The following is a 25837-nucleotide window of genomic DNA, read 5'->3' as shown; positions in this document are numbered from 1 at the left end:
CGGCTGCCGTGGGGGTACGGCAGCCGTTTTCGCTGTCGGCGCGGGAATCGGTGACGTCATAAAAATGAAGCGCATTTCAAGACTGAAGGTCGGGGTGGGGGCGGTGGTGGTCGCGGCGGTGCTTGCCGCGGTCGGGGCGAAGGTGATCGCATCGCCGGCGGATGCGTATCTTGCCTATCGGAAGCAGGCCGCGGCGGCCGTGGCGGCGGCGCGGATGGAGGATCGGGCGGGCGTCGACCGGCAGTACACGGCCGACGTGAACGCGCGGCTCACCAAGCTGATCGGCACGGTCAGGGCGAGAGGGTTCGTCGCGCAGGCCGAGGGCACGGTGCAGAGCGTCGGCCCCGTCGACGGGATGCCGCCGGGGCCGGACGGGTTGTCCTTCAAGTCGGACGACGGCAAGACGCATCTCGTCGTGACGACCGTTCCGCTGCTGAAGGCCTGGGCGAGCACGGCGGACGCCGGCATCAAGCCGACCGACGACGTCGCCGCGATGTTCGGCAACGAAACGCTATACACGCACGTATTCAGCGACGACGCCGCGGCGTTTCGCTTCGCCGAGTTGCCCGTCAAGCGGCAGCCGGCCGACGGCGTGGTGAAGGCCTGGCTGCTGGGCGAAAGCCAGGACGGCGTGCCGGACGGGCCGAACACGCTGGCCGTGTCGGTCCGGCAGGGCCAACGCGTTTATATCCTGTGGCGGGGCGTGACGCTGCGCCCGATCGCGGCGTGCGGCGCGGCGCGCGTGCCCGAGAACGCGCGGCAGGCGTGTTTCGCCAGGCAGGTGGGGGCCCAGCGGATTTATCCGCGGCTGGTCGCGCAGGCGCAATCGATGGCCGATGCCGTGGTCCGATAGCGGGATAGCGGGCGGCAGAGACGGGTCGCAGCCGTCGATCGCACGGCGCGATTCGACGGCGATGGATGGGGGTTCGCGTCCGACCAATGACGGTTGGCGACATCACGTGTCGCCGACCGTCGGCATGCCGTCTGGCGAGCGACTTCAACGCGAGCGCAACGCCTGCAACCCCAGGGTGAGCGGGTTGAACGGCATCTCCGCGGCGCCCATCGAAAAGCTCGTCGCCTTCGCGGTCGCCCCCGGCGTGTGCATCAGCGCATGAATGATCCGCTCGCTCGCATGGCCGTCGCCGTACGGATTGCTCGCGCGCGCCATTTCCTCATACGCGCTGTCGCTGTCGAATAGCCGCGACGCCTCCCAGACGATCCGCTCCTGGTCCGTGCCGACGAGCCGCGCGGTGCCGGCGTGGATCGCTTCGGGCCGCTCGGTCGTCTCGCGCGTGACGAGCACCGGCTTGCCGAGTGCCGGCCCTTCCTCCTGGATGCCGCCCGAATCGGTGATGATGAAGTGCGAGCGTGACATCAGGAATACGAACGAAAGATATTCCTGGGGTTCGATCAGGTAGATGTTCGGTACGCTGCCGAGCAGCGCGCGCGCCGGCTCGCGCACGTTCGGATTCAAGTGCAGCGGATAGACGAACTGCGCATCGGGATAGCGCTTCGCGAGCGTGCAGAGCGCCTCGCAGAAATGCCGGAACGGTTCGCCGAAGCTCTCGCGGCGATGGCCGGTGATCAGCACGACACGGCGCGACGCTTCGAGAAACGGAAAGTGCGCGGCGACCTTGTCGTTGAGCGCGGTATCGTGGTCGAGCATGCGCTTGACGTCGTGCAGCGCATCGATCACGGTGTTGCCCGTCATCACGACCGCACCCACCGGCACGCCTTCGCTGAACAGGTTGTCGCGCGCCTGGCCGGTCGGCGCGAAATGCCATGACGACACCGCATCGGTCACGCGGCGATTCAATTCCTCCGGCCACGGCGACCAGATGTCGCCGCTGCGCAAGCCCGCTTCCACGTGCCCGACCGGCAGATAGCGGTAGAACGCCGCGATACTGACGGCCAGCGTCGTCGTCGTGTCGCCGTGCACCAGCACGACGTCCGGACGCAAGTCATCGAAGACGGTCCCGATCGCCTGAAGAATGCCGGTCGTCACGTCGGTCAGCGTCTGGCTCTGACGCATCAGATTGAGATCGTAGTCGGGCTTGATGTCGAACAACGTGAGGACTTGATCCAGCATTTCCCGATGCTGGGCGGTCACGCATACGCGGGCGTCGACATCCTTGCGCGCCTTCAGTGCGCGGACGAGCGGCGCCATCTTGATGGCTTCCGGTCGAGTGCCGAACACAAGCAAGATCTTTTTCATCGTTGTCCTCGTTGAGCATCTTCGCGCCGGAAGATCCGGCGCCTGGCGCCAGGCATGGTTGCAGGCAACCCGTCCCGTCTCCGCATGTGTCCGCGCCGGCCGGCGCCAGCCGCGCGACATGTAGCGGTGTTGCGGGGCGAGCGCGCCGTTTTTGTCCGCGTGGTCTGCGCCACGCAATCGTCGAACTACGGCCGTCCCATTGCACCTCGTCAATCACGTCATGAGCATGTCTCGCTGTGTCGATCGCCATGTCTGCCGGTCAGGCCGCGCACGTCTTATCGTCGCTGCGCGCCCGTGCGTGTTCCTCCTTCCGATAGAGCAATATTCAAACCAGTGGCCCTGTGACCGGCCCCGCTTCGCGCCACACCGGTGGAATGCGAGGGAACGTTTCACAATTGCTACGAGCGCGATTGCGGCGCCCTGCCGCGATACGGGTAAAAATCCGACCGCTCGCGCCATCGAGCCGGTCACGTCATGTGAAGGATGGCGACTTGCGTCACGCGTTGGCTGCCGATCGAACCGCATGCACCGTTTCGCGTGCCTCGGAGCGTTTCGACATGCGAGTTTTGTCCGGGCAACGTCGGGACGTCGTCGGCTGCCACACATTGCCTCCGTGCGAAGGATGGCCCTCACGCATCGCGGCGCGTGCATCGTCCGCACCGGACGATGCGAAACGTTGCGTATCTGTAACGACCGTCCGGAGCCGTCCGGCCATATCCGAAAGGCGGCTGGTCGATGTGTGCCGCGACGCGCACGGGTCGTTGCCGGACAGGGACCCTGCAACGACAGCCTGCAGCGGTCGACTTCCAGAAATGGTGGCGCGCGACGTATCGGTTCGATGAAGGCGGAAGATCCCGCTAGGGGGAGGCGAACCCTGATTCACCGGTGAATCAAAAACACGCGGTCCGTGCCCGGAGCAGGTCGATCGGGTACTCGCTGCCATTGCACCACGGGGCGGGGCGATCCATGGCTCACCCCTTGCTTGTTTCAGCAGGACAGGCGCGTCCCTCCGTGTTCGAGCGACGACGGAAGGGCGGGGATACCGATACGACGAACCCGCAAGGCGCGACGACACGTGCCGGGCGGGCGGCGTGCAGGCCGCGCTTGACCGCGCATCGCGGCCGGTTGCCGACGCGATGGAGTGTGCCGGTCATTACGTCGATGTCGACCCGCTCGCTCCCGCCCATGCGGGTTCACGACGGCGGAGACGACGGTGACCGGATCGCGCTGATACGACAGCGCACGGTCGATCAACGGAAACAGGGGAAGGAGACGTGTCATGTGTGGCATCGTCGGCGCGGTCGCGCAACGGAACATCGTTCCGATTCTGATCGAAGGTTTGCGCCGCCTCGAGTATCGCGGCTACGATTCATGCGGCGTGGCGACCGTCGTCGACGGCCAGGCGCGCCGCGAACGCAGTGTGTCGCGCGTCGCCGATCTCGACGCGCACGTGCGCAGCGCCGGGCTGTCCGGCAGCACCGGCATCGCGCACACCCGTTGGGCGACGCACGGCGCGCCCGCCACCTGCAACGCGCATCCGATCTTCTCGCGCGACGAAATCGCGCTCGTGCACAACGGCATCATCGAGAATCACGAGACGTTGCGCAGGCAACTGTCAGACGAGCATTACCAGTTCGACGGCCAGACCGACACTGAGGTCGTCGCCCACCTGATCCACAGCAAGTATCGTGGCGACCTGCTCGCCGCCGTGCGCGATGCGACGTCGCAGCTGCACGGCGCATACGCGATCGCGGTGTTCAGCAAGCACGAGCCGCAGCGGCTGATCGGTGCGCGGGTCGGCTCGCCGCTCGTCGTCGGCCTGAAGGACGACGAATGCTTCCTCGCGTCCGACGCGCTCGCGCTCGCCGGCATCACCGACCGCTTCATCTTTCTCGAGGAAGGCGACATCGTCGAGTTGACGCCGGGCGGCGTGCGCATTCTCGAACGCGGCGGCACACAGGTCGATCGTCCGATCCAGACCGTCTCGTCGACACAAGGCGCGGTCGAGCTCGGGCCGTACCGGCATTTCATGCAGAAGGAAATCTTCGAGCAGCCGCAGGCCGTGGCCGCGACCATCCCCAATGCGGGGCTGTTCGATCCGGCGGCGTTCGGCCCGGATGCCGCGCGCGCGTTCGAGCAGATCGACAACGTGCTGATCCTCGCGTGCGGCACGAGTCACTATTCCGGCCTGACCGCGCGCCGCTGGCTCGAGACGATCGCGCGCCTGCCCGCGCAGGTCGAAATCGCGAGCGAATACCGTTACAGCGATGCGCTCGCGTTGCCGAATACGCTCGTGGTCAGCGTGTCGCAATCCGGCGAGACCGCCGACACGCTCGCCGCGCTCAAGTATGCGCAGGCGCTCGGGCATATCGATACGCTCGCGATCTGCAACGTGCCGACCAGCGCGATGATGCGGCAGACGGGCCTGCGGTTCCTGACGCGCGCCGGCCCGGAAATCGGCGTCGCGTCGACCAAGGCGTTTACGACCCAGCTCGTCGCGCTGTTCATTCTCGCGGTGACGCTCGGCCGGCTGCGCGGCTACGTCGACGATGCGCAGCTCGCGCGCTATACGGCGCAGCTGCGGCGGCTGCCGGGCGCGCTCGAGGACGTGCTCGCGCTGGAGCCGCAGATCGAGCGCTGGGCCGCGGAATTCTCGCGGCACGAGAATGCGCTGTTTCTCGGGCGCGGGCTGCATTACCCGATCGCGCTCGAAGGGGCGCTGAAGCTGAAGGAGATTTCGTATATCCACGCGGAAGCGTATCCGGCCGGCGAGCTGAAGCACGGGCCGCTCGCGCTCGTGACGCACGCGATGCCGGTCGCGACGATCGCGCCGAACGACGCGCTGCTCGAGAAGCTCAAGTCGAACATGCAGGAAGTGCGGGCGCGGGGCGGGCAGCTGTACGTGTTCGCCGATGCCGATACGCGGATCGACGACGGCGAAGGCGTGTCGGTGATGAGGATGCCGGATTACTACGGGCTGCTGTCGCCGATCCTGCACGTCGTGCCGCTGCAACTGCTCGCGTATCATGCCGCTTGCCTGCGCGGCGCGGATATCGACAAGCCGAGGAACCTGGCGAAATCGGTGACGGTCGAGTAGTGGGAGGAACTAGTTGGCGGAGCTGCGTCGGCACGATGCCGGGCGGTTCCGCGACGGCGGCGGCGAATGAAAGCGATCGATGTGCGATCGCCCGCGCCGTTACGATCGCGGATCGTCGCCAGGCGTGTCGTCGTCGATCCGGAACACGATCGGATCGCGCGGATAGCGCTTGATATCCGGCGAGAAATCGTATTTGCCCTCGGTTTGGTAGTACGCGAGGGAGACAATCAGGATCGCCAGCGAAAAGGGCAGCGACAGGCTTCCCCATATCCAGAAGGCGAGAAGCGCCGGTGTGCCGGCGATCGAAAAATAGACGATGGCCGGACGTCGCGCCTTCGCGAGCGGCTGCCAGGTTTCCGGGTGAATTCCGGCGGCGATGAACGCGCTCGGATTGAAGCGCAGCCCCTGATGTGCGAGGCCGCACAGCAGCGCGACAAGCAGGTCGTGACGATTCCTGAAGCGGATGCAGCGAATGGCATTGTCCGCGTCGAACTCCGCGAGTCTCGCCGGCAGCGTGTAGCGCTTCGCCGGTTCTCGCTTGGCACCGCGTCGCCAGAACTGGAAGTTCGCCGCGCTCATGGTTATGCTGGATGCCGTGTTGTACTCGACGTCGCAGCGCATGTCCTGACTCGGCACGATTTCGCGCCATTCGATGCACTGTTCCTGCTGCGGGGCGGACGGATCCGTGCGCTTGCCGATGCCATATCGGAAGCCGGTTGCGTCGACCTGAAACCAGCCACCGATATTCATCGTCGCGCGAATCACGATCACCACCATCCAGGCGAGGCAGGCCAGGATGCAAATCCATAGAACGAAGCCGATGAACCCGGTGCGCGACGAGGACGCATCTATGAAGGGCGCTACGAGCAACCCGACGAACATCGTGCCGAATAACAGCATCAAACCGATGTTGAGCAGATAGGTGTTGAACCGGTCGGGAATCCCTTCGCAAGACGGTATCTGCCGAAGATTTGCCGGCAGCGGAATGACGCGCGGTTTTGCGTCCGTGTCCTGGCTTGATCGGTTCGTCGCGTTGTCGGTGCGGGACGGCAGCGAGCCGTCCGGGCGGGTAGTCATGGCGAGCGGCCTCGCTGCGGAGGAGGTTGCTTGGAAATCGCTGGATTGGTCAGATGGTAGTCGATCTCGCGGAACGGCTCGAGCACACGCTGTCATGTCGCCGCATTCGTGCGAAGATTCGCGATCCGTTCCGACAACCGAACCCGAGACCGTCGTGATCCGATCGAACCCCGAGGGCAACCCGCAAGCCGGCCATCCGCCGTGGATGCGCGTCGCGCTGGCCGAGCTGGGCATCCGCCGCTTTCCGCCCGGCAGCATCAATCCGCGCATCGTCGAATACAACAACCACACGAACCTCGTCGGCTATGACGACAAGATTTCGTGGTGCTCGTCGTTCGTCAACTGGTGCATGACGCATGCCGGCATCCGCGGCACGGGCTCCGCGCTTGCGCGTTCGTGGCTCGAATGGGGCCGCCCGCTGGAGCGGCCGGTGTACGGCTGCATCGCGATCCTGACGCGTGACGATCCCGCGAGCTGGAAGGGCCACGTCGGGTTCTATCTGCGTCACGACGACCGGCACGTGCATCTGTTCGGCGGCAACCAGCTCGACGAAGTGCGCGAGCTCGCGTATCCGCTGAGCGAAGTGATCGGCTACCGGTGGCCCGAAGCCGGCTGAGCGCACTGCACCGCGGCCGTCGTCATTCCTTTGCCGCGGGGACGACCGCAGCGGCCACAGCCACCGGCGCCGCCGGCGTCCCGTCCGCCGCATCGTTCCGGCTCCATCCGCCGCCGAGCGACCGATACAGCGCAACCGCCGCCAGCGCATGCTCGCGCCGGACCTGGTTGAGCGCGTCCGAATCCCGCAGATACACCTCCTGCGCGGACAGCACGTCCAGAAAATCCGTCGCGCCGCCCTTGTAGAGCTGGTTCGCGAGCCCGAGTGCCTTGTCCGATGCCGCGAGCGCGCTGCCGAGCCGCTGCGTCGCTTCATCGCTGCTGACGAGGTTCACGCGCGCGTCCTCGACCTCCCGCAACGCCTGCAGCATCGTCTGCCGCAACCCGAGTTCCGACTCGCGCATCCGGCTTTCGCTCTGCGAGATATCGGCGGTAATCCGCCCCGCGTTGAAGATCGGGCTCGTCGCGCTCAACGCCGCGCTGAACAGGTTGTCGGTCAGCGTCGGCAACCCGAGATACGACGCGGCCAGAATTCCGTCCGTCAGGTTCAGCGAGAACTTCGGATACCGCTCGGCCTTCGCGACACCGACCTGCGCCGCGCGCCGCTCGACCTGCGCGTAGGCGGTCAGCACGTCCGGCCGGCGCAGCAGCGCCTGCGAAGGCAGCGTGGCGGGCGACCCGGCCGGCGGCGCCGGAATCGCGCCGGCCTGCACGAGCACGAGCCGGTCGACTGACTCGGGCGTGCGGCCCGAATACACGGCGATCAGGTTGAGCTGATGCGCGATCTGCGCTTGCGTCGGCGGAATCCGCGCTTCGAGCGCATCGAGCTGGTTCTGCGCGCGCGTGACGTCGAGCTCCGTCGACAGCCCGAACGCCTGCCGCTTGCGCGTGAGTTCGAGCGCGTGCCGGCGGATCGCCGCGTTGTCCTGCAGGATCTTCAATTCCTGCTGCGCCCAGCGCAGGTCGACATAGGCGGATGCCGCATCGGCCGCGAGCGCGAGCCGCATCGCGTCTTCCGCATGCTTTTGCCCGACCAGCTCGGCCTGCGCGGCCAGCAGGTCGAGCCGTTCGCCGCCGAACACGTCGGGCGACCAGCTCAGCGCGAGCCCCGCGCCGGCCTGCCGCACGTAGCCGAGCGGCGGCGGCGTGTTCTTGCGCTCGTCGGCCGCATGCGCGGTCGCGTCGAGTTCGGGCAGCAGCACCGCGCGCTTCTGCACGGTCAGCGCCTGCGCCTGCTTCACGCGTTCGGCGGCGGCCTGCAGATCGAGGTTGCCGTCGAGCACGGTCGCGATCAGCCGGTCGAGCACGGGGTCGTTGAACTGCGCCCACCACGCGGCGGCGTCGATGTCCGCGCGCGGCACGTCGGTGTCCCACGCGGCGGGCGCGAGCGACTGGACGGAATCGTGCAGCGCGGGATGCTGCGCGGGCTGCACCGCACACCCTGCGGCGAAGGCGCTGACGGCCAGCGCGACGAGTAGCTTTTTCATGATGACGACCTTGGCTTCAGTGCGCGTCCGGTGGCGGCGCGTTGAGGGTGATGGGACGGGAAAACGCGACGGCGACCAGCGCGACCACGAAGCACAGCGACAGCGCGTAGTACGCATCCGCGTAGGTGAGCGTCAGCGCTTCCCGATAGATCAGGCGGTGCAGGTTCGCGAGGCCGGCCTGCGCGGTATCCAGCGTGTTGCCGGCCACCGAGGTCCAGTACGCGGCCTGGCGGTCGAGCAGCGACGCGACTTGCGGCTCGCCGGCGCTCACGTGTTCGTTCAGGCGCAGGTAGTGGAAGTTCAGCCGGTCGTTGAGCATCGTCGCGCTCACCGCGATGCCGATCGCGCCGCCGAGGTTGCGCATCAGGTTGAACAGGCCGCTCGCCGATTTCAGCCGCGACTGCGGCAGCGAGCCCAACGCCATCGTCACGATCGGCGGCACGCTGAACTGCTGGCCGATACCGCGCAGCGCCTGCGGCAGCAGCAGTTCCCGCCAGCCCCAGTCGTGCGTGATCGGCGTGTACAGGTAGCAGCCGAGGCCGAAGCAGATCAGCCCGAACACGAGCAGCGCGCGCATGCTGAAGTAGCGCGCGGCGAACGCGTACGCGCAGAGCGCGAGCAACTGGAACGCGCCGACCGACAGCAGCGCGATGCCGATCTGCAGCGAACTGAACGCACGCACCTGCGCGAGAAACAGCGGCGTCAGGAACACGGTGACGAAGATCCCGATGCCCGTCACGAACGACAGCAGGCTGCCGATCCCGAAGTTGCGCACGGCGAGCGCGCGCAGGTCGACGATCGGGTCTTCCGCGGTCAGGGCGTGCACGATGAACAGGAAGCCGCAGATGGCGGAGATCCACGCGCAAAACACGATCACATGATCGCCGAACCAGTTCTTGCGCGGGCCTTCCTCGAGCACGTATTCGAGGCAGCCGAGGAAGCCGGACATCAGCACGATGCCGAGATAGTCGCCGCGCTTGACGAGGCTCGGGTCCGGTGCGTCGATGTGCACGTAGCGCGGCACCAGCGCGGCCACCGCGATGCCCGGCACGAGGTTCAGGTAGAACAGCCAGTGCCACGACCATTGATCGGTGATCCAGCCGCCGATCACCGGCCCGATCGCCGGTGCGAGCGACGCGAGCGCGCCGATCGTCGTCGACGCGATCAGCCGCTGCTTGCCCGGGAACAGCACGAACGCGGTCGTGAACACGGTCGGGATCATCGCGGCGCCGAGCGCGCCCTGCAACCCGCGGAACAGGATCATCGAGTTGATGTCCCACGCGAGCCCGCACAGCATGCTCGTGATCGTGAAGCCGACCGCCGACGCGGTGAACAGCCAGCGCGTCGACATCACCTTCGACAGCCAGCCCGACATCGGGATCACGATGATCTCGGCGATCAGGTAGGCCGTCTGCACCCACGACAGCTCGTCCTGACTGGCGGACAGGCCGCCGCCGATGTCGCGCAGCGACGATGCGACGATCTGGATGTCGAGCGTCGCCATGAAGAAGCCGACGCACATCAGCGCGAACGCGAAGACGCGCTGCTTGGTCGGTTGCGACGCGGGGTCGCCGGAAATCGCGGTGGTCATCGTCGGCTCCCGTTCAGTTCGCGTGGTCGGTATGCACGGTCACGACCGCGGAGAGACCGGGGCGCAGCACATGCTCGATGCCCGGCTGCGGATCGAGATGCACGCGCACCGGCACGCGCTGGACGATCTTCGTGAAGTTGCCGGTCGCGTTCTCGGGCGGCAGCACGCTGAAGGTTGCGCCGGTCGCGGGCGCCAGGCTGTCGACACGGCCGTAGAGGCGCGTGCTCGACGCGTCGAGCGTGACATCGACACGATCGCCTGCCCGCATCTTGCGCAGCTGGTCTTCCTTGAAGTTCGCGTCGATCCACAGCCCGGCCGCGGGCACGACCGTCAGCAGCGGCACGCCGACGTTCGCGAGCATCCCGACGCGGCCCGTGCGGTTGCCGACGTAACCGTCGACCGGCGAGCGGATCGTCGTGTACTCGACGTTCAGCGCCGCGACGCGTTGCGCGGCGAGTGCCGTGTTCACGCGGGCCCGCGCATCGGCGAGCTGCGCGCCGAGCACGTCGAGCTGCCGCTTCGACGCGAGCAGCGCGGCGTCGCTGCGCGCGACGGCCGCATCCGCCTTCGAATAGTCGGCGTCCGCGCGCTCGACGATCTGGTTCGACACCGCATCGGATTTCACGAGCTCGCGGTAGCGCACGCGATCGGACGACGCACGCGTGAGCTCGGCCGACGACGCATTCCGGTCCGCCGCATGCTGGCCGATCACCGCGTATTGAAGTTGCTGCTTCGCTTCGAGTTCGGCCACCGCGGAGCGCGCGCTGTCGACTTCGGCGGTCGCCTGCGCGAGCTTCGCATCGTAGTCGCGCGCATCGAGCTGCACGAGCACGTCGCCCGCCTTCACGCGCTGGTTGTCGGTCACGAGGATCTTGTCGACGAAACCGTTCACCTTCGGTGCGAGCACCGTCACGTCGCCGCCGACATACGCATCGTCGGTGCTCTCCTGGAAACGCAGCACGAACTGCCAGTCGAGCGCCGCGGCCGCGACCGCGACGACGACGGCGGCCACCGCGATCCGCATCCACGGCACGCGGCGCTGCTTTGCCGGCCGATCGGTTGTGGCTGCCTCGCGGGAGGCAGCGGCTTGGGTCGTTTCCATCGATTCACCTATGTATATGCACTTATTGAAACGACCGACGACGCGTCGCCGATCGGGGAAGTTAGCGTTCCGGCAGGTTGTGCGTGATCCGGAACAACTCGTCTCTGAGGCGGGCCGCCTGCGCCGGCCCGAACCGCTGCTCGAACGCTTCCTGCGCGGCGAGCCAGTGCACATGCGCGTCGGCGATCTTCGTTTCGCCGTGCGCGGTGAGCGCGAACGTCTGGCGCCGGCAACGCGGCTCGAGCCGGCCCGTGACCAGCGCCGCGCCGACCAGCGGCTTCAGCGCGCGCAACAGTGCGGTGCGCTCGATCACCAGCACGGTCGACAGCGTCGCCATCGTCAGGCCCGGACGCTCCCGCAGCAGCGCGAGAATGCTGTACTGCGATGGCGTGACGCCCGCCCGCGACAGGTAGCGCTCGTAGAACTGCGAGATCCGCCGGGCGGCTTGCCGGACCGCGAAGCAATCGTCATCGATAAGCGTGGACTTGTGCATGTGCACATATTAGGTGGCCACGCGATGCGAAGCGAGCGGCGAGACGGGATCAGATTAGTGCCGTGGCTGTACCAATCGGCGGTGGAAAGGCGCGTTTGTGCGCCGGATCAGGCCGCGGCCGGAACAATCGAGCCTTCGCGGTCGCAGTACGCGGCCGTGTAGTCGATGAACGCCTTGACCTTCGCGGGCAGCAGCGCGCGGTTCGCGTAGGCGAGCTTGATTTCCACGAACGCGTCGACGAGATCGGCGCCTTCGAGCAACTGCACGAGCGCACCCGACGCGAGTTCGGCTTCGACGAGCGCTCTCGGCACGACGCCGATGCCGAAGTCGTGCATCACCATTTCGCGATTGAAGACGGGGCTGTTCGACGAGACGTCGAAGCTCAGCGGCACGGTCAGCGTGTCGCCGTCGACGCGGAACGACAGCGCGGGCCGGCGCAGCGACGGCGACATCGGCACGAACGCGTGGCCGGCGAGCTCGGCCGGCGTTTCGGGACGCGGATGCGCGCGCAGGTAGGCGGGCGTCGCGACGATCACCACCGGAATGCGTTCGATCAGCCGCACGACGGTCGTCTCGCTCGTCAGCATGTACGGCACGACGATGCCGATGTCGTAGCCTTCGCCGACGAGGTCGACCGGGCGCTCGGTCAGCGTGACGTCGAGCCGCACCTTCGGATGCGCGGCCTTGAAACCGGCGATCAGCGGCACGAGCCGGTTCAGCGCGGCCGTCGTGTGCGCGACGAGCCGCAGCAGCCCCTCGGGCTCGCGCGTGTGCGACTGCGCCTGCGCTTCCAGCGAGTCGAGTTCGTCGAGCACCGCTGCACATCGCTCGTAGATGCGCTCGGCGGTTTCGGTCAGCGAGACCTGGCGCGTGGTCCGGTGCAGCAGGCGGCTGCCGAAGCGCGCTTCCAGATCCGCGACCGCCCGCGACACGACCGGCCGCGCGAGCCCGTGCATGTCGGCCGCGCGCGTGAAGCTGCGCATTTCCACCACCGACCGGAAGATCCGCAGCTTGTCGATGTAGTCCATGTCCGTCTCCTCGAAGCGAGGGCGGGGCACCGGATGCACGCGGCCGGCGCCGGCCCTGTTACGGCCGAGTGTACATTGACTTTATGCATATGCACATATAAATTGCCGGTCATGAACGACATCCAGATGGCCCAGGCCTGCAATTGCCTCGCGCTGCGTCAGGCGGCGCGCTTCGTCACGCAACTCTACGAGCGGCATCTGGCCCCGGTCGGCGTCACGGCCGCGCAGTTCTCGATCATGGCGAACCTGTCGCACCGGCCCGGCCTGTTGATGAGCGAACTCGCCGATCGGCTGGTGATGGACCGCACGACGCTGTTGCGCGCGCTGAAGCCGCTGCAGCGCGACGGCTTCGTCGCCGCGGCCGCGTCCGAGCATGACGCCCGCGCGCATGCGCTCAGCCTGACGAAGCTCGGCGAGCGCACCTACGCGCAGGCGAAGGTCGCGTGGCAAGCCGCGCAGGACGAGTTCGAGACGCAGTTCGGCCAGGGCCGCGCCCAGGCGTTGCGCGACGAGTTGTTCAGCCTGACGGCGCAGCGCTAGGCGCGACGCGCGCGGTAGTATGACAAAAGCGATCCGGATCCACCGGACGAGACACGAGGAGCCCCCATGCTGCAATTGAGCGAGCGCGACGACGCGATGTTGCGAGGCGCATTCGGCGATGGCGTCGCACGCGCGATGCGGATCGTCGCGCGCACGGCCGACGTCATGTCGGCGCCGCACCTGATCGACATCACGTCCGCGCATATCGACGGCTGTCTTTACCACGGCCGGACCAGCCTCGACTTCGTCGAGTATTTCGTCGACACCGGCGCGCAGGTCGCGGTGCCGACCACCCTGAACGTCGGGTCGCTCGACCTGATCCATCCCGAGCTGTATCACGGCGACCGCGCGATCCAGCGCGACGCGCAGCGGCTGATGGATGCGCATCTGCAGCTCGGCTGCGAATCGAGCTTCACGTGTGCGCCGTATCAGCTGAAGAATCGTCCGCGCCTGGGCGAGCAGATCGCGTGGGCCGAATCCAATGCGATCGTGTTCGCCAATTCGGTGCTCGGTGCGCGTACCAGCCGCTACGGCGACTTTCTCGACCTGGCCGCCGCGATCACCGGGCGCGCGCCGTATGCGGGGCTGCACGTCGAAGCGAATCGCGCGGCGCGGATCGTGTTCAACGCGCCGGACTTCGGCAACCGGCCCTCGCGCGACATCTATTTCGCGGCGCTGGGGCTTCTGATCGGCCGGATCGCCGGCGCGATCGTGCCGGCGATCGTCGGGTTGCCCGCCGACACCACCGAAGACGAACTCAAGGCGCTTGGCGCGGCGGCCGCATCGAGCGGGGCGGTCGCGCTGTTCCATGCGGTGGGCGTCACGCCCGAGGCGCCGACGCTCGACGCCGCGTTGCACGGGCGGGCGGCACAGCGCACGGTCGATGTCGCGATGGCCGATCTCGACGAGATCCGCCGCACGCTGAACCACGGCGCGGCCGGCGATGCGCTCGTCGCGGTCGCGCTCGGCACGCCGCACTTCTCGCTGGCCGAGTTCCGCACGCTCGACGCGCTGCTCGATCAGTTCGACGGCCGGCCGAAGTGCGATTTCTACGTGAACACGAGCCGCTTCATCCTGTGGGAGCTGGGCGAGCTCGGGCTCGCCGGCAAGTTCGACGCGCGCGGCATCCAGATCGTCGTCGATACCTGCACGTACATCACGCCGGTCATGAAACAGCTGTCGGGCCTGGTGATGACCAACTCGGGGAAGTGGGCGTCGTATGCGCCCGCGAACATCGGCGTCACGGTGGCGTACGGCAGCATGCGCGAGTGCGTGCGTTCCGCGTTCGAAGGAAAGGTGCGATTCGATGACTGATGCAACGATCGGGAAACTGACGGGTGACACGCTCGTGCCGGGCAGCGCATGCGCGAAGACGATCGTGCTCGACAAGCCGCTCAGCTTCTGGGGCGGCTACGACTCGGGGGCGGGGCGGATCGTCGATCGCGGGCATCCGCAGGCGGGTGCAAGTCTCGCCGGCCGGATCATGGTGATGCCGCACGCGAAGGGCTCGAGTTCGAGCAGCAGCGTGCTCGCGGAAGCGGTGCGCAACGGCACGGGGCCGGTCGGGATCGTGCTGAAGGAGCGCGACCTGATCATCTCGATCGGCGCGATCGTCGCCGCCGAGCTGTATGCGATCGCGGTGCCGGTGGTGTATGTGACCGACGCGGTGTACGACGCGATCGTCGCCGCGACGGGCGATGTGCGGATCGAGGCGGGCGAGGGCGGTGGCGGTGCGCGGATCTTCGTCGACGGCTGACGGGGGCGCACGGATCGTTCACATCGGTGAGCCGCTGATCGATACGCGCGAGGGCGGTGGCGGTGCGCGGATCTTCGTCGGCTGCTGACGGGCAGCGCGTGGTTCCGTTCACGTCGGCGATGCAGGTCGATACGGGCGACGGAGCGCGAGCGCGCGCTTTCCGGCTTACTCGCTCGCCGGGTCGCCGGCCGCTTCCCGATACGCACTCGGAGTCTGCCCGGCCCAGCGCCGGAATGCGCGCGTGAAATTCGCCGGGTCGGTGAACTGCAGCCGCTCGGCGATCGTCTTCAGGTCGAGGTCCGATGCGCAGAGCAATTGCTTCGCGTCGCGAAACCGCGCTTCGTCGAGCAATTGCCGATAGCTCGACCCGGCGTCCTCGAGCCGGCGCCGCAACGTGCGCGTCGACACGAGCAGCGCGTCGGCGAGCGCCTCCGGGCTCGAATAGTCGCCGGCCGTTCGCGCCAGTTCCGCGCGCACGCGCTCGACGAGATCGCCTTCCTCCTGGCGTACCTGCGCATACTCGCGCTCGACCTGCACCAGCGCCTGCCGGTGCGCGACTTCGTCGGCGAGCGGCAGCGGCCAGTCGAGCACGTCGTGCGCGATCCACAGCGCGTTCGCCGCGCAGCCGAATTCGACCGGCGGCAACTGGTCGCGATAACGCGCGAAATAACCGGGCTCGGGCCACGTGAAGCGCAGCACGATCGGCGGCGACGCGCGTCCGGACCACTGCGAGATGTTCTGCGCGAGCCCCGTCAGCACGAACTCGAACATCACGTGATGCTGCAGCACGGGGCTCGCCTGCACGCCGTGCAGTTCGAGCGTCGCGCCGTGCGTGTCCTCCGCATAGGTCAGCCGATATTGGCGGTTGCGCATCCGGAAGTAGCGCTGCGTGACGACCAGCGCTTCCCGGATGTCCCGCGCGGTCAGCGTCGCATAGCCGAGGAAGCCGTGCGCGGTCGGCTTCAGCAGCAGCCCGAACGCGAGCCCGATGCCCGGATCGCCGCCGATCTCGATCGCGTTGAGCACGAGCCGGCCCCATTGCGACGGCGCGACGCGCGCGTCCGGTTCGGCCAACACCGCATCGCGCAGCCCGGTGCCCGCGCGCACGGCGGCCAGATCGACGCCGCGTGCGGCCAGCGCCTGCAGCAGCAGGCGCGTATAGGCGACCGGAATCGTCGGCCGGCGTAGCCCGAGGTGATCCTTGCGTGACGGGGAGGTCATGTCGATTTGGCCGGAAATGACAAGCATTATGGCTGTTTGCCCCCTCACGTTCAAGGCGGCGCGCAGCCTACGATGACACGCATCGCTTACCGGCAGGATCATCATGACGACCTCCTTTCCCCATCTGCTCGCGCCGCTCGACCTCGGCTTCACCACGCTGAAGAATCGCGTGCTGATGGGGTCGATGCACACGGGCCTCGAGGACAGCCGCAAGACGCTGCCGCGGCTCGCCGACTATTTCGCCGAACGCGCGCGCGGCGGCGTCGGCCTGATCGTGACTGGCGGCTTCGCGCCGAACGTGGCCGGCTGGACCAAGCCGTTCGGCGGCACGCTGATGACGTCGGCCGGCGCGCGGCGCCATCGCGTGATCACCGACGCCGTGCATGCGGACGACGGCAAGATCGCGCTGCAGATCCTGCATACCGGCCGCTACGGCTACCATCCGTTCGCGGTTGCGCCGTCGAAGATCAAGTCGCCGATCTCGCCGTTCGCGCCGCGCGAACTCAGCGCAAGCGGCGTCGAGCGGCAGATTCGTGCCTTCGTCCGCTGCGCGCAGCTCGCGCGCGAGGCCGGTTACGACGGCGTCGAGATCATGGGCTCCGAGGGCTACCTGATCAACCAGTTCATCTCGATGCATACGAACAAGCGCACCGACCAGTGGGGCGGTTCGTACGAGAACCGGATCCGCCTGCCGATCGAGATCATCGAGCGCACGCGCGAAGCGGTCGGGCGCGACTTCATCCTGATCTACCGGCTGTCGATGCTCGACCTGATTCCCGACGGCAGCGACTGGAGCGAGACCGTGCAGCTCGCGAAGGCCGTCGAGCGCGCGGGTGCGACCATCATCAACACCGGGATCGGCTGGCACGAGGCGCGCGTGCCGACGATCGCCACGTCGGTGCCGCGCGGCGCGTTCGCGTGGGTGACGAAGAAGATGAAGGGCGAGGTCGGCATTCCGCTCGTGACGACCAACCGGATCAATCGGCCCGAAGTGGCCGAGCAGATTCTCGCGGACGGGTGCGCGGATATGGTGTCGATGGCGCGCCCGCTGCTCGCGGATGCCGAGTTCGTCGTCAAGGCCGCGCAGGGCCGCGCCGACGAGATCAACACCTGCATCGGCTGCAACCAGGCGTGTCTCGACCACGCGTTCAGGAACAAGATCGCGTCGTGCCTGCTGAACCCGCGCGCCTGCCACGAGACCGAGCTGATCTATACGCGCGTGCAGCAGCCGAAGCGCATCGCGGTGGTCGGCGCCGGGCCGGCCGGGCTTGCATGCTCGACCGTGCTCGCGCAGCGCGGCCACCACGTCGACCTGTTCGAGGCGGCACCGGAGATCGGCGGCCAGTTCAACATGGCGAAGCGGATTCCGGGCAAGGAGGAGTTCGACGAAGCGCTGCGTTACTTCGGCCGTCAGGTCGAGCTGACCGGCGTGAACCTGCACCTGAACCGCCGCGTCGATGCGAGCGACCTGATCGCGGGCGGCTACGACGAGATCGTGCTCGCGACCGGCGTGGCGCCGCGCGACCCGAAGATTCCCGGCCAGGACGGGCCGAACGTGCTCAGCTATATCGACGTGCTCGCCGGCAGGCAGCCGGTCGGCCGGCGTGTCGCGGTGGTCGGCGCGGGCGGCATCGGCTTCGATGTCGCCGAGTATCTGGTGCAGGACGGCGAGTCGCCGACGCTCGATCTGGAAGAGTGGAAAGCGGAGTGGGGCGTGACCGATCCGGCCGCGACGCGCGGCGGCGTGACGCGCGCGCAGGTCGCGGCGCCCGCTCGCGAAGTGACGCTGCTGCAGCGCAAGGCCGCGCCGCTCGGCAAGGGGCTCGGCAAGACGACCGGCTGGATTCACCGCGCGACGCTGAAGATGAAGCAGGTGAAGATGATCGGCGGCGTGAACTACGAACTGATCGATGCGCGCGGGCTGCACGTGTCGTACGGCGAGCAGCGCACCGATCACGAACTGATCGAAGCCGACACGATCGTGCTGTGCGCGGGGCAGGAACCGCAGCGCGCGCTGTTCGCGCCGCTGCAGGCGGCCGGACGCTCCGTGCATCTGATCGGCGGCGCGGAACTGGCGGCCGAGCTCGATGCGAAGCGTGCGATCGATCAGGGCGCGCGGCTCGCGGCGCGGCTGTAACGGTACGGCCGCGAGGCGCCGCCGTCACTCCATCTCGACGCGTTGTGTCTCGCGCTCTTCCGCTTCCAGCATCGCCTTGACGATCAGATAGACGGCGGGCAGATCGTCGTCGTCGCGCTTCCAGTCGACGGCTTCCTCGACGTCCGCGGCGACCATCCGGCTGTCGCGCAGCCGGATGAAGGCGTCGACAACCATCGGATCGTTGCGGTTCAGGAAGCCGGTGTTCGAGAACGCCAGCTCCTCGACATTCAGCAGCGCCTGCCAGCTCATCGTGCGGACGGCGGCCGGATGGCTGCGGCGCCGCAAGCCGAGCGCCCGCTGCGCGGGGCCGCCGACGACACGCTGAAGATCGACGACCGCTTGCCGCGCGGCACGCTCGAAGTGGACGGGATTGAAGCCGGGTTGCTCGGGATCGAATGCGGATGACTGGAACATGGTCGCCTCACAAAAGTCCGTCCGTCATGGGTGACGGAATTCGGGTCAAATGGTACAAAAGCACTGTAAATATATACAGTGTTTGAGGCGGTTTCAAGTGCTGAATGAATGTGTTCGTGCGGCGACCGGCTTCGGGCGGGCGGATTCGGGCGACCGGCGAGGGCGGTCGGCGAAGGCGGCCGACGCATGAAGCCGCATTAGTAAGAAGCCCGTTTCTGCTCCGTGCTCTTCGCTGCATCGCGCTGCGCACGTCGTGTCTCGGAACCTCGCGGTGACCTCACTGCGCCGACCGTCCGGCTGGCGATCTACACCGACGCGGCAATCGTCTCCCGCAGCCATCGATGCGCCGGATCGCGGTGCACGCGCTCGTGCCACAGCATCGACATCTCGTAGCCGGGCACCTCGACCGGCGCCTCCACGACGCGCAATGCGGGCGTGTTGCGCACCAGCCGCTCGGGCAGCATCGCGACGAGGTCCGTGCTGGCGACGGCCGTCATCACGAACAGGAAATGCGGCACCGACAGCACCACGCGCCGCGTGGCGCCGGCTTTCGCGAGCGCTTCGTCGGTCACGCCGAAGAAGCCGCCGCCGTCAGGCGACACGATCACGTGTTCCAGCGCGCCGAACTGCGCGAGCGTAGGGCGCCGCTTCAGCCTCGGATGACCGGCACGGCCGACCAGCACGTAACGCTCGACGAACAGCGGCAGGCGCCGCATCCCTTCCGGCGAACCCTCGGTCGTGTGGAAGGCCAGGTCGATACCGTTTCGCTCGGCGTCCTGCTCGAGGCGCGGCGGCACCAGTTCGACGACAGCGAGGCGCGTCGCGGGCGCGGCCGAGCGCAGCGTGTTCAGCGCGGGCAGCACGATCGTCGATTCGCCGTAGTCGGTTGCGGCTACGCGCCACGTATTCGTCGCGGTTGCCGGATCGAACGGCGTGGCCGTCAGCACCGCGCGTTCGACCGCTTCGAGTGCGTCCCGCAGCGGCTCGCGCAACGCTTCCGCGCGCGCGGTCGGCCGCATTCCGCGCGGCCCCGGCAGCAACAGCGGATCGCCGAACAGGTCGCGCAGTTTCTGCAGCTGCACGCTGACCGACGGCTGCGACATGTTCAGTTTCTCGGCCGCCCGCGTGACGTTGTGCTCGGCGAGCAGCACGTCGAGCGTGACCAGCAGGTTCAGATCCAGTCGTCTGAGATTGTTCACGGCTATACCTGGGATATCGGGAATTCATTTCCAATATACCTTCGGCGACGGCATCCTGCAGTCATTCAATCAACGGAGCATTGAACATGAACGTGCTGATCGTCTATGCCCATCCCGAACCGCGCTCGCTGAACGGTGCGTTGCGGGATTTCGCGGTCGAGCATCTCGAAGCGGCAGGCCATGCCGTGCAGGTGACCGATCTGTATGCGATGAACTGGAAGGCCGCGTTCGACGCGGATGACGTGACCGACCGTGCGCCCGATGCGCGCTTCGATCCCGCACTCGATTCGAAGCGCGCGTTCGAGACGGGCATGCAGCGCGACGACATCGCGCGCGAGCAGGACAAGCTGAAGCGGGCCGACGCGGTGATCCTGCAGTTTCCGCTGTGGTGGTTCTCGATGCCGGCGATCATGAAGGGCTGGGTCGAGCGGGTGTATGCGTACGGCTTCGCGTACGGCGTCGGCGAGCATTCCGACCTGCACTGGGGCGACCGTTACGGCGAAGGTTCGCTGGCGGGCAAACGGGCGATGGTGATCGTCACGACGGGCGGCTGGGAGTCGCATTACAGCGCGCGCGGCATCAACGGGCCGATCGACGACGTGCTGTTCCCGATCCAGCACGGGATTCTGTATTACCCGGGGTTCGACGTGCTGCCGCCGTTCGTGATCTACCAGACGCACCGGATGGACGACGGGCGCTTCGACGAAACGCGTGCGGCGCTCGGCAAGCGTCTCGACGAACTGTGGACCGCGCAGCCGATTCCGTTCCGGCGACAGAACGCGGGCGACTACGACATTCCGGCGCTGACGCTGAAGGCGGAAATCGCGCCGGGGACGGTCGGGTTCGCGGCGCATCTGGCGAGCGAGCGGTGATCGTCACTGCATCGTCGTGATGCGGGGCGCTACCTGAACCCGGCGGCTGCAAAACGACCCGGGCGACCGGCGAGAAAATCGCCGGCCGCCCGGGTCGTGCTTCGCGCGGCCGTTCGATAACGCCGCGCTGCACATTCACTTCTTACCGATCATCTTCCCGCACCGAAGAAGGATGCCGGCACAGCGCCCGCACTTCCATCTCCATATACGGAAACAACGGCAGCTGACTCAACAGGTCATGCAGCTGCTGCACGCTTTCGACGTCGAAAATACTGACGTTCGCATACTTCCCCGCGATCCGCCACAGATGCCGCCAGACGCCTTCGTTCATCAGCCGCTGGCACATCGCCTTCTCTTCGGCCTTCAGCGTGGCCGCCTTGACCGGGTCCATGTCCGCCGGCAGGCGGACGGTCATTTCCACATGAAACAGCATCCTGCGCTCCTTGCGTTGTCGATTCGTCGAACGGGACGGCCGCTCAGGCCTGCGCCCGTGCCCGCTCGACTTCGCTTGCCGGCACGTCCTGCTTGTCCTTGAGCAGCGAGAAATCGAAGTCGATCAGCGCGAACTGCCCGTCGACGCCATACGGCTTGCCTTCCGTGCCCTCGGCCTGCTTGATCTTCGGGATCAGCCCTTCGCGGGTCGCGAATGCGAAGTCGTCCCAGATATGCGGATCGCCTTCGATGTTGATCTGCGTCGTCAGCTTACGATATCCGTCCGCGGAAACGAAGAAGTGGATGTGCGCCGGACGATGGCCGTGGCGGCCGAGCTGGTCGAGCAGTTGCTCGGTCTTGCTGCCCGGCGGCACGCTGTAGCCGACCGGCAGCACGCTGCGGAAGCTGTAGCGGCCCTCGGTGTCGGTGCGGATCGAGCGGCGCAGGTTGAACGCCGGCTGCGACTGATCGAAGTACGAGTAGTTGCCCAGATGGTTCGCGTGCCATACCTCGACGAGCGCATTCGCGATCGGCGTGCCGTCCTGGCCGAGCACCTGGCCGCGCATGATCAGCGTCTGGCCCGGATCGGTGCCGTCGTCGAGACGCGCATGGCCGACCGATTCCGGTGCGCCCGCGACATACAGCGGCCCTTCGATCGTGCGCGGCGTGCCGCCGTGGAAGCCGGCCTTCTCCTCGGCCTCGTCCATCCGCACGTCGAGGAAGCGCTCGAGGCCGAGGCCCGCGGCGATCAGCCCGAATTCACGGCCGGCTTCGTTCAGGTAGTTGAGCGCGGTCCAGAACTCGCTCGGCTGCACGTCGAAATCCTCGATCGTGTAGCAGAGGTCCTTCACGATCCGGTTGACGATCGCGCGCACGCGCGGATTGCCGGGCTTTTCCGCGGCGTCGTCGAAGGTCTTCAGCAGGGCGTCGATGGCTGGCTTGTTCATCTGTGTCTCCGGTTTCGGTTGTCGTGTCGTGCGGGATCAGCGGGCGTCGCGTTGCATCCGTTCGATGCGGGCCCAGTCGAAGGTGATGCCGAGGCCGGGCGTCGCCGGCAGGTGCAGCTTGAAATCCTGGTAACGCAGCGGCTCGACGAGGATTTCCTCGGTGAGCAGCAGCGGGCCGAACAGCTCGGTGCCCCATTTCAGCGAGCCGAACGTGCTGAACAGTTGCGCGGACGCCATCGTGCCGGCCGCGCCTTCGAGCATCGTGCCGCCGTACAGGTCGATGCCGGCCGCCGACGCGATCGATGCGACGCTCGCCGCGCCGAGCAGGCCGCCCGACTGCGCGATCTTCACCGCGAACACGTCGGCCGCGCGGTCCTGCGCGAGCGCGAACGCATCGACGGGACCGTGCAGCGCTTCGTCGGCCATGATAGGAATCTGCGCGAGCTGCGTGAGGCGCTTGAGCCCCGCGCGATTGGTCGCGGCGATCGGCTGCTCGACGAGGCTCACGCCGGCGTCGGCGAGTCGTGCGCCGGCGCGGATCGCATCGGTTTCGGTCCAGGCCTGGTTCACGTCGACGCGCACGTCGCCGCGCTCGCCGAGCGCGCGCTTGATCGCGATCACGTGCGCGACGTCGTCGTCGACCGCATTCGAGCCGATCTTCAGCTTGAATGCGCGATGGCGGCGTGCGTCGAGCATCGCCTCGGCTTCCGCGATGTCGCGCTGCGTGTCGCCGCTCGCGAGCGTCCAGGCCACGTCGACCGCGTCGGTCGTGCGGCCGCCGAACAACTCGGACAGCGGCACGCCGAGGCGGCGCGCCTGCGCGTCGAACAGCGCGGTTTCGAGCGCGCACTTCGCGAACCGGTTGCCCTGGAACAGCTTGCGCGCACGCGCCATCGCAGCGCCCGGACGCGTCGCGTCCATGCCTTGCAGCAGCGGCGCGAAGTAGGTGTCGATGTTGACCTTGATGCTCTCGGGGCTCTCCTCGCCATACGCGAGTCCGCCGATCGTGGTCGCCTCGCCGACGCCTTCGATACCGTCCGTGCATCGAACGCGGACCAGCACGAGGGTCTGGCAATTCATCGTGGCGACCGACAGTTTGTGGGGCCGAATCGTCGGCACGTCGACGAGCAGCGTGTCGATGCGTTCGATGGTGGCGGCAGTTGCTATCATGCGATTCCTCCTGTTGGTGCACATGGTAGGAATTCCCGCCCGGCGTCGTCCAACACTCTTTCCGACTACTTCCATACCTTTGAGGCATGAAATGGAATTGCGCCAGCTCCGGTACTTCATCGCCGTCGCGGAGGAAATGAACATCACGCGGGCCGCGGAGCGGCTGCACATGACGCAGCCGCCGCTGAGCCGCCAGCTCCAGGCGATCGAGGACGAGGTCGGGCTGCCGCTGTTCGAGCGCGGCGCGCGGCCGCTGAAACTGACCGACGCGGGCCGCGTGTTCTATGCGCAGGCGACGCGGGTCGTCGAACAGGCCGACGAGCTCGGCCCGCTGACGCGGCGGCTCGCGCAGTTGTCGGAGCGGATCGTGATCGGCTTCGTGCCGTCGACGCTCTATGGCGCGCTGCCGGACGTGATCCGCGCGTTTCGCGAGGCGCAGCCGGACGTCGAGCTGTCGTTGATCGAAATGTTCACGCTCGAGCAACTCGGCGCGCTGAAGGGCGGGCGGATCGACGTCGGGTTCGGCCGCCTGCGCTTCGACGACGACCAGCTCGTGCGCGAGGCGCTGATCGAGGAAAAGCTGATCGCGGCGCTGCCGGTCGGGCATCCGCTCGCCGATCCGGACCGGCCGCTGACGCTCGCGGACATCGCGAACGAGACGCTGATCGTCTATCCGAGCACGCCGCGGCCGAGCTTCGCGGACCAGCAGCTGTCCGCGCTGCGCGACGGCGCGCTCGTGCCGGCGGCCGTGCACGAGGTGCGCGAACTGCAGACGGCGCTCGGGCTCGTCGCCGCGCAGGTGGGCGTGTCGCTGGTGCCGGAAAGCGTGGAAGGCGTGCGCGTGAAGGGCGTCGTCTACCGGCGGCTGCCGGAACCCACGGCGACGTCGCCGATCATCATGAGCCGCCGGCTGCACGGCGAAAGCGCCGCGACGACCGCGTTCTGCGCGATCGCGCGGGCGATGATCGCGCCGGCGGCGTAGGGCCGGTCGTTTCTGTATCGATTGCAACTAACGGTCAATTTCGCCGCGCTACGCCGAATGTGGAGAGGGCAGCGCGATGCGATGTCTTTTGCCGTAGATGCAGGTGCGCAGCGAGCCTACCAGGCCGGTAGGCGGTAAGGCGGTAAGGCAGCAAGGCGGCAAGGCGGTAAGGCGGTAAGGCGGTAAGGCGGTAAGGCGGTAAGGCGGTAAGGCGGGTAAGGCAGCAAGGCGACAAGGCAGCCGAGCCCGACAAGCCCGACAAGCCCGACAAGCCCGACAAGCCCGACAAGCCCGTCACCCACCTACCGCTTCCCGTCGAGCGTCTCCGACGGCGATTCGCCGAACTTCTCCCGGTACGCGATCGCGAACCGCCCGAGGTGCGTGAACCCGCAATCGAGCGCGATATCGGCGATCCGCCGCTCGGACGCCGACCCGCGCAGCAACTCCCGCGCATGCTCGAGCCGCGTCGCGCGGAGGTATTGCATCGGGCTCATCCCGCGAAACTGCAGGAAGGCGTCGCGCAGCGTCCGCTCCGGCACGTTGGCGGCCTGGACGATATCGGCGAGCTGCAGCGGTTGCGCGTAGTGCGCGTTCACGAACTCCTGCGCGCGCCGCACGAATCCCGGCGCGGGATCGAGGCGCGCGCTCGGTATCGATGGCGGGTGGCCTTCGATCAGCAGATCGATCAGCAGATGCTCGAGCTGCGACGCGACGCGCGGGTTCGCATTCGCACGTTCGAGCAATTCGGGCGAGCGGGCGACGAGCATCAGCTGCTGGCGCCACGCGGCGAGCGCGGCATCGCTGATGTGCAGCACGGGGTCGAGCATCGCGCGCGGGTCGCCGGTCAGCGAGCCGACGGTCGCGGCATCGATGCGCAGCACGAACTGCTCGCAGTCGGCGGAGAGCACCGCGTCGAAGCGCTCGCCGGGCGCGCACAGCACGCCCGTCTGCCCGTCGACGCCGAGCCGGCGCCCCATCGCGTGGACTTCCGCCTGCCCGGACAGGCAGAACATCAGCAGGTAATAGCCGTCGACGGCGTCGACCTGCACGCGCATCGCATCGCCGAACGCGATGGTGCCGATCCCGAGCCCGCCGAGCCGGACGAAATCCATATGCGATGCGCCTTGCACGCGCCCGCTCGGCAGCAGCGCGTGCGGCTGCATCACGCGCGAGATCCGCTCGCGCGTCTCGTCGAGATCGCGGGATTCGAACAGCCGGTGCGCGCGCAGCGCAAGCGGCTCGAACGACGTTGGGGACATGGGCATCGGCCTTGGTGTGGACGCGCGCTTCGATCCGACGAATGGGTCGCGATCGTGCGCCGGGTCGCGTGTGTCGCCATGCTAGCGCAGAAATCCGCCGAAAGTGGATATTGCGCCGCCGCAATCGCACTTTCCGGATAGCCGCCGAATATTAGCTTTTCAAAAATCGGCTCCATGGAATC

At 67.4% G+C, this 25837-nt stretch carries 23 protein-coding genes; 9 read left to right on the top strand and 14 right to left on the bottom strand.

What is annotated here, in order from left to right; genetic code table 11:
- Window positions 1-64 precede the first annotated feature (64 nt).
- A complete protein-coding gene (locus tag U4Y91_RS00185) occupies window positions 65-853 on the top strand; it encodes a hypothetical protein (protein WP_321802407.1) in 789 nt (262 codons plus the stop codon).
- A gap of 144 nt (window positions 854-997) precedes the next feature.
- Here the strand turns inward: U4Y91_RS00185 and wecB are convergent, their stop codons facing one another.
- A complete protein-coding gene (gene wecB / locus U4Y91_RS00180; protein WP_321802406.1) occupies window positions 998-2215 on the bottom strand; it encodes a non-hydrolyzing UDP-N-acetylglucosamine 2-epimerase in 1218 nt (405 codons plus the stop codon).
- Window positions 2216-3494: 1279 nt separating this feature from the next.
- On the opposite strand from wecB, the gene glmS reads away from it, so the two are divergent.
- A complete protein-coding gene (gene glmS / locus U4Y91_RS00175) occupies window positions 3495-5312 on the top strand; it encodes a glutamine--fructose-6-phosphate transaminase (isomerizing) (protein ID WP_321802405.1) in 1818 nt (605 codons plus the stop codon).
- A gap of 99 nt (window positions 5313-5411) precedes the next feature.
- On the opposite strand, the gene U4Y91_RS00170 is transcribed toward glmS, so the two are convergent.
- Window positions 5412-6389 (bottom strand): hypothetical protein, encoded by a 978-nt coding sequence (locus U4Y91_RS00170; protein ID WP_321802404.1) that lies wholly within the window; start codon window positions 6387-6389, stop codon window positions 5412-5414.
- A 205-nt stretch (window positions 6390-6594) separates the two neighbouring features.
- Here U4Y91_RS00170 and U4Y91_RS00165 point away from each other — a divergent pair, with 205 nt between their 5' ends.
- On the top strand, window positions 6595-7005 hold the full coding sequence (locus tag U4Y91_RS00165) for a TIGR02594 family protein (RefSeq protein WP_321803133.1): 411 nt from the start codon (window positions 6595-6597) through the stop codon (window positions 7003-7005).
- A 22-nt stretch (window positions 7006-7027) separates the two neighbouring features.
- Here the strand turns inward: U4Y91_RS00165 and U4Y91_RS00160 are convergent, their stop codons facing one another.
- The 5 genes from U4Y91_RS00160 to U4Y91_RS00140 form a co-directional block, all read right to left on the bottom strand.
- A complete protein-coding gene (locus tag U4Y91_RS00160) occupies window positions 7028-8491 on the bottom strand; it encodes an efflux transporter outer membrane subunit (RefSeq protein ID WP_321802402.1) in 1464 nt (487 codons plus the stop codon).
- A 16-nt stretch (window positions 8492-8507) separates the two neighbouring features.
- Entirely contained in the window at window positions 8508-10082 is a 1575-nt protein-coding gene (locus tag U4Y91_RS00155; RefSeq protein ID WP_321802400.1) for a DHA2 family efflux MFS transporter permease subunit, read from the bottom strand.
- Between the two features lie 13 nt (window positions 10083-10095).
- Entirely contained in the window at window positions 10096-11184 is a 1089-nt protein-coding gene (locus U4Y91_RS00150; RefSeq protein ID WP_321802399.1) for an HlyD family secretion protein, read from the bottom strand.
- Between the two features lie 61 nt (window positions 11185-11245).
- A complete protein-coding gene (locus U4Y91_RS00145; RefSeq protein WP_321802397.1) occupies window positions 11246-11677 on the bottom strand; it encodes a MarR family winged helix-turn-helix transcriptional regulator in 432 nt (143 codons plus the stop codon).
- A 107-nt stretch (window positions 11678-11784) separates the two neighbouring features.
- Window positions 11785-12705 (bottom strand): LysR family transcriptional regulator, encoded by a 921-nt coding sequence (locus U4Y91_RS00140; protein ID WP_321802395.1) that lies wholly within the window; start codon window positions 12703-12705, stop codon window positions 11785-11787.
- A gap of 111 nt (window positions 12706-12816) precedes the next feature.
- Here U4Y91_RS00140 and U4Y91_RS00135 point away from each other — a divergent pair, with 111 nt between their 5' ends.
- The 3 genes from U4Y91_RS00135 (at window position 12817) to U4Y91_RS00125 (ending at window position 15001) form a co-directional block, all read left to right on the top strand.
- Window positions 12817-13245, top strand: a complete 429-nt coding sequence (locus tag U4Y91_RS00135) for a MarR family winged helix-turn-helix transcriptional regulator (RefSeq protein ID WP_321802393.1) — start codon at window positions 12817-12819, stop codon at window positions 13243-13245.
- 66 nt (window positions 13246-13311) lie between these two features.
- Window positions 13312-14559: an aconitase X gene (locus tag U4Y91_RS00130; RefSeq protein WP_321802391.1), complete on the top strand. Its 1248-nt coding sequence runs from the start codon at window positions 13312-13314 to the stop codon at window positions 14557-14559.
- Window positions 14552-15001, top strand: a complete 450-nt coding sequence (locus U4Y91_RS00125) for an aconitase X swivel domain-containing protein (RefSeq protein ID WP_321802389.1) — start codon at window positions 14552-14554, stop codon at window positions 14999-15001. Before U4Y91_RS00130 ends, U4Y91_RS00125 begins: the two co-directional genes overlap by 8 nt.
- Window positions 15002-15166: 165 nt before the next feature.
- On the opposite strand, the gene U4Y91_RS00120 is transcribed toward U4Y91_RS00125, so the two are convergent.
- Window positions 15167-16249, bottom strand: a complete 1083-nt coding sequence (locus U4Y91_RS00120; RefSeq protein ID WP_321802388.1) for an AraC family transcriptional regulator — start codon at window positions 16247-16249, stop codon at window positions 15167-15169.
- Window positions 16250-16325: 76 nt separating this feature from the next.
- Between U4Y91_RS00120 and U4Y91_RS00115 the strand changes: the two genes are divergently transcribed.
- Entirely contained in the window at window positions 16326-18359 is a 2034-nt protein-coding gene (locus U4Y91_RS00115; protein WP_321802386.1) for an NADPH-dependent 2,4-dienoyl-CoA reductase, read from the top strand.
- A 24-nt stretch (window positions 18360-18383) separates the two neighbouring features.
- Here U4Y91_RS00115 and U4Y91_RS00110 read toward each other — a convergent pair whose 3' ends face one another.
- Together U4Y91_RS00110 and U4Y91_RS00105 are read right to left on the bottom strand one after the other, a co-directional pair.
- The gene (locus tag U4Y91_RS00110; RefSeq protein WP_044847560.1) at window positions 18384-18794 is read right to left on the bottom strand and encodes a DUF2471 family protein; all 411 of its coding nucleotides are present in this window, start codon (window positions 18792-18794) and stop codon (window positions 18384-18386) included.
- A 305-nt stretch (window positions 18795-19099) separates the two neighbouring features.
- Window positions 19100-19993 (bottom strand): LysR family transcriptional regulator, encoded by an 894-nt coding sequence (locus U4Y91_RS00105; RefSeq protein ID WP_321802385.1) that lies wholly within the window; start codon window positions 19991-19993, stop codon window positions 19100-19102.
- A gap of 86 nt (window positions 19994-20079) precedes the next feature.
- Here U4Y91_RS00105 and U4Y91_RS00100 point away from each other — a divergent pair, with 86 nt between their 5' ends.
- Window positions 20080-20865 (top strand): NAD(P)H-dependent oxidoreductase, encoded by a 786-nt coding sequence (locus U4Y91_RS00100; protein WP_321802383.1) that lies wholly within the window; start codon window positions 20080-20082, stop codon window positions 20863-20865.
- A gap of 142 nt (window positions 20866-21007) precedes the next feature.
- Here U4Y91_RS00100 and catC read toward each other — a convergent pair whose 3' ends face one another.
- The 3 genes from catC to U4Y91_RS00085 are packed head-to-tail and all read right to left on the bottom strand — an operon-like array spanning window position 21008 to window position 23414.
- Window positions 21008-21298 (bottom strand): muconolactone Delta-isomerase, encoded by a 291-nt coding sequence (gene catC / locus U4Y91_RS00095; protein WP_044847557.1) that lies wholly within the window; start codon window positions 21296-21298, stop codon window positions 21008-21010.
- A 43-nt stretch (window positions 21299-21341) separates the two neighbouring features.
- The gene (catA, locus tag U4Y91_RS00090) at window positions 21342-22244 is read right to left on the bottom strand and encodes a catechol 1,2-dioxygenase (RefSeq protein ID WP_321802381.1); all 903 of its coding nucleotides are present in this window, start codon (window positions 22242-22244) and stop codon (window positions 21342-21344) included.
- Between the two features lie 36 nt (window positions 22245-22280).
- Window positions 22281-23414 (bottom strand): muconate/chloromuconate family cycloisomerase, encoded by a 1134-nt coding sequence (locus U4Y91_RS00085; RefSeq protein WP_321802379.1) that lies wholly within the window; start codon window positions 23412-23414, stop codon window positions 22281-22283.
- Window positions 23415-23505: 91 nt separating this feature from the next.
- Between U4Y91_RS00085 and U4Y91_RS00080 the strand changes: the two genes are divergently transcribed.
- Window positions 23506-24396: a LysR family transcriptional regulator gene (locus tag U4Y91_RS00080; protein ID WP_044847554.1), complete on the top strand. Its 891-nt coding sequence runs from the start codon at window positions 23506-23508 to the stop codon at window positions 24394-24396.
- A 302-nt stretch (window positions 24397-24698) separates the two neighbouring features.
- On the opposite strand, the gene andR is transcribed toward U4Y91_RS00080, so the two are convergent.
- Window positions 24699-25655 (bottom strand): anthranilate 1,2-dioxygenase regulatory protein AndR, encoded by a 957-nt coding sequence (gene andR / locus U4Y91_RS00075; RefSeq protein WP_321802377.1) that lies wholly within the window; start codon window positions 25653-25655, stop codon window positions 24699-24701.
- Window positions 25656-25837: the final 182 nt, after the last annotated feature.

The organism is Burkholderia sp. BCC1993 (genome assembly GCF_905339865.1).
In the GTDB taxonomy this organism is placed as follows: Bacteria; Pseudomonadota; Gammaproteobacteria; order Burkholderiales; family Burkholderiaceae; genus Burkholderia.
Note: the sequence above shows the minus strand (reverse complement) of the source record. Positions and strands in the feature narration are given on the sequence as shown.

Bases quoted from the DNA above. Each gene is read 5' to 3' on its own strand.
- glmS (WP_321802405.1), top strand. From the start codon at position 3,495: ATGTGTGGCATCGTCGGCGCGGTCGCGCAACGGAACATCGTTCCGATT.
- U4Y91_RS00120 (WP_321802388.1), bottom strand. From the start codon at position 16,249: ATGCTTGTCATTTCCGGCCAAATCGACATGACCTCCCCGTCACGCAAG.
- U4Y91_RS00080 (WP_044847554.1), top strand. From the start codon at position 23,506: ATGGAATTGCGCCAGCTCCGGTACTTCATCGCCGTCGCGGAGGAAATG.
- U4Y91_RS00155 (WP_321802400.1), bottom strand. From the start codon at position 10,082: ATGACCACCGCGATTTCCGGCGACCCCGCGTCGCAACCGACCAAGCAG.
- U4Y91_RS00130 (WP_321802391.1), top strand. From the start codon at position 13,312: ATGCTGCAATTGAGCGAGCGCGACGACGCGATGTTGCGAGGCGCATTC.
- U4Y91_RS00085 (WP_321802379.1), bottom strand. From the start codon at position 23,414: ATGATAGCAACTGCCGCCACCATCGAACGCATCGACACGCTGCTCGTC.
- U4Y91_RS00125 (WP_321802389.1), top strand. From the start codon at position 14,552: ATGACTGATGCAACGATCGGGAAACTGACGGGTGACACGCTCGTGCCG.
- U4Y91_RS00100 (WP_321802383.1), top strand. From the start codon at position 20,080: ATGAACGTGCTGATCGTCTATGCCCATCCCGAACCGCGCTCGCTGAAC.
- U4Y91_RS00185 (WP_321802407.1), top strand. From the start codon at position 65: ATGAAGCGCATTTCAAGACTGAAGGTCGGGGTGGGGGCGGTGGTGGTC.
- U4Y91_RS00145 (WP_321802397.1), bottom strand. From the start codon at position 11,677: ATGCACAAGTCCACGCTTATCGATGACGATTGCTTCGCGGTCCGGCAA.
- U4Y91_RS00150 (WP_321802399.1), bottom strand. From the start codon at position 11,184: ATGGAAACGACCCAAGCCGCTGCCTCCCGCGAGGCAGCCACAACCGAT.
- andR (WP_321802377.1), bottom strand. From the start codon at position 25,655: ATGTCCCCAACGTCGTTCGAGCCGCTTGCGCTGCGCGCGCACCGGCTG.
- U4Y91_RS00115 (WP_321802386.1), top strand. From the start codon at position 16,326: ATGACGACCTCCTTTCCCCATCTGCTCGCGCCGCTCGACCTCGGCTTC.
- U4Y91_RS00165 (WP_321803133.1), top strand. From the start codon at position 6,595: ATGCGCGTCGCGCTGGCCGAGCTGGGCATCCGCCGCTTTCCGCCCGGC.
- catA (WP_321802381.1), bottom strand. From the start codon at position 22,244: ATGAACAAGCCAGCCATCGACGCCCTGCTGAAGACCTTCGACGACGCC.
- U4Y91_RS00170 (WP_321802404.1), bottom strand. From the start codon at position 6,389: ATGACTACCCGCCCGGACGGCTCGCTGCCGTCCCGCACCGACAACGCG.
- wecB (WP_321802406.1), bottom strand. From the start codon at position 2,215: ATGAAAAAGATCTTGCTTGTGTTCGGCACTCGACCGGAAGCCATCAAG.
- catC (WP_044847557.1), bottom strand. From the start codon at position 21,298: ATGCTGTTTCATGTGGAAATGACCGTCCGCCTGCCGGCGGACATGGAC.
- U4Y91_RS00110 (WP_044847560.1), bottom strand. From the start codon at position 18,794: ATGTTCCAGTCATCCGCATTCGATCCCGAGCAACCCGGCTTCAATCCC.
- U4Y91_RS00160 (WP_321802402.1), bottom strand. From the start codon at position 8,491: ATGAAAAAGCTACTCGTCGCGCTGGCCGTCAGCGCCTTCGCCGCAGGG.
- U4Y91_RS00140 (WP_321802395.1), bottom strand. From the start codon at position 12,705: ATGGACTACATCGACAAGCTGCGGATCTTCCGGTCGGTGGTGGAAATG.
- U4Y91_RS00135 (WP_321802393.1), top strand. From the start codon at position 12,817: ATGAACGACATCCAGATGGCCCAGGCCTGCAATTGCCTCGCGCTGCGT.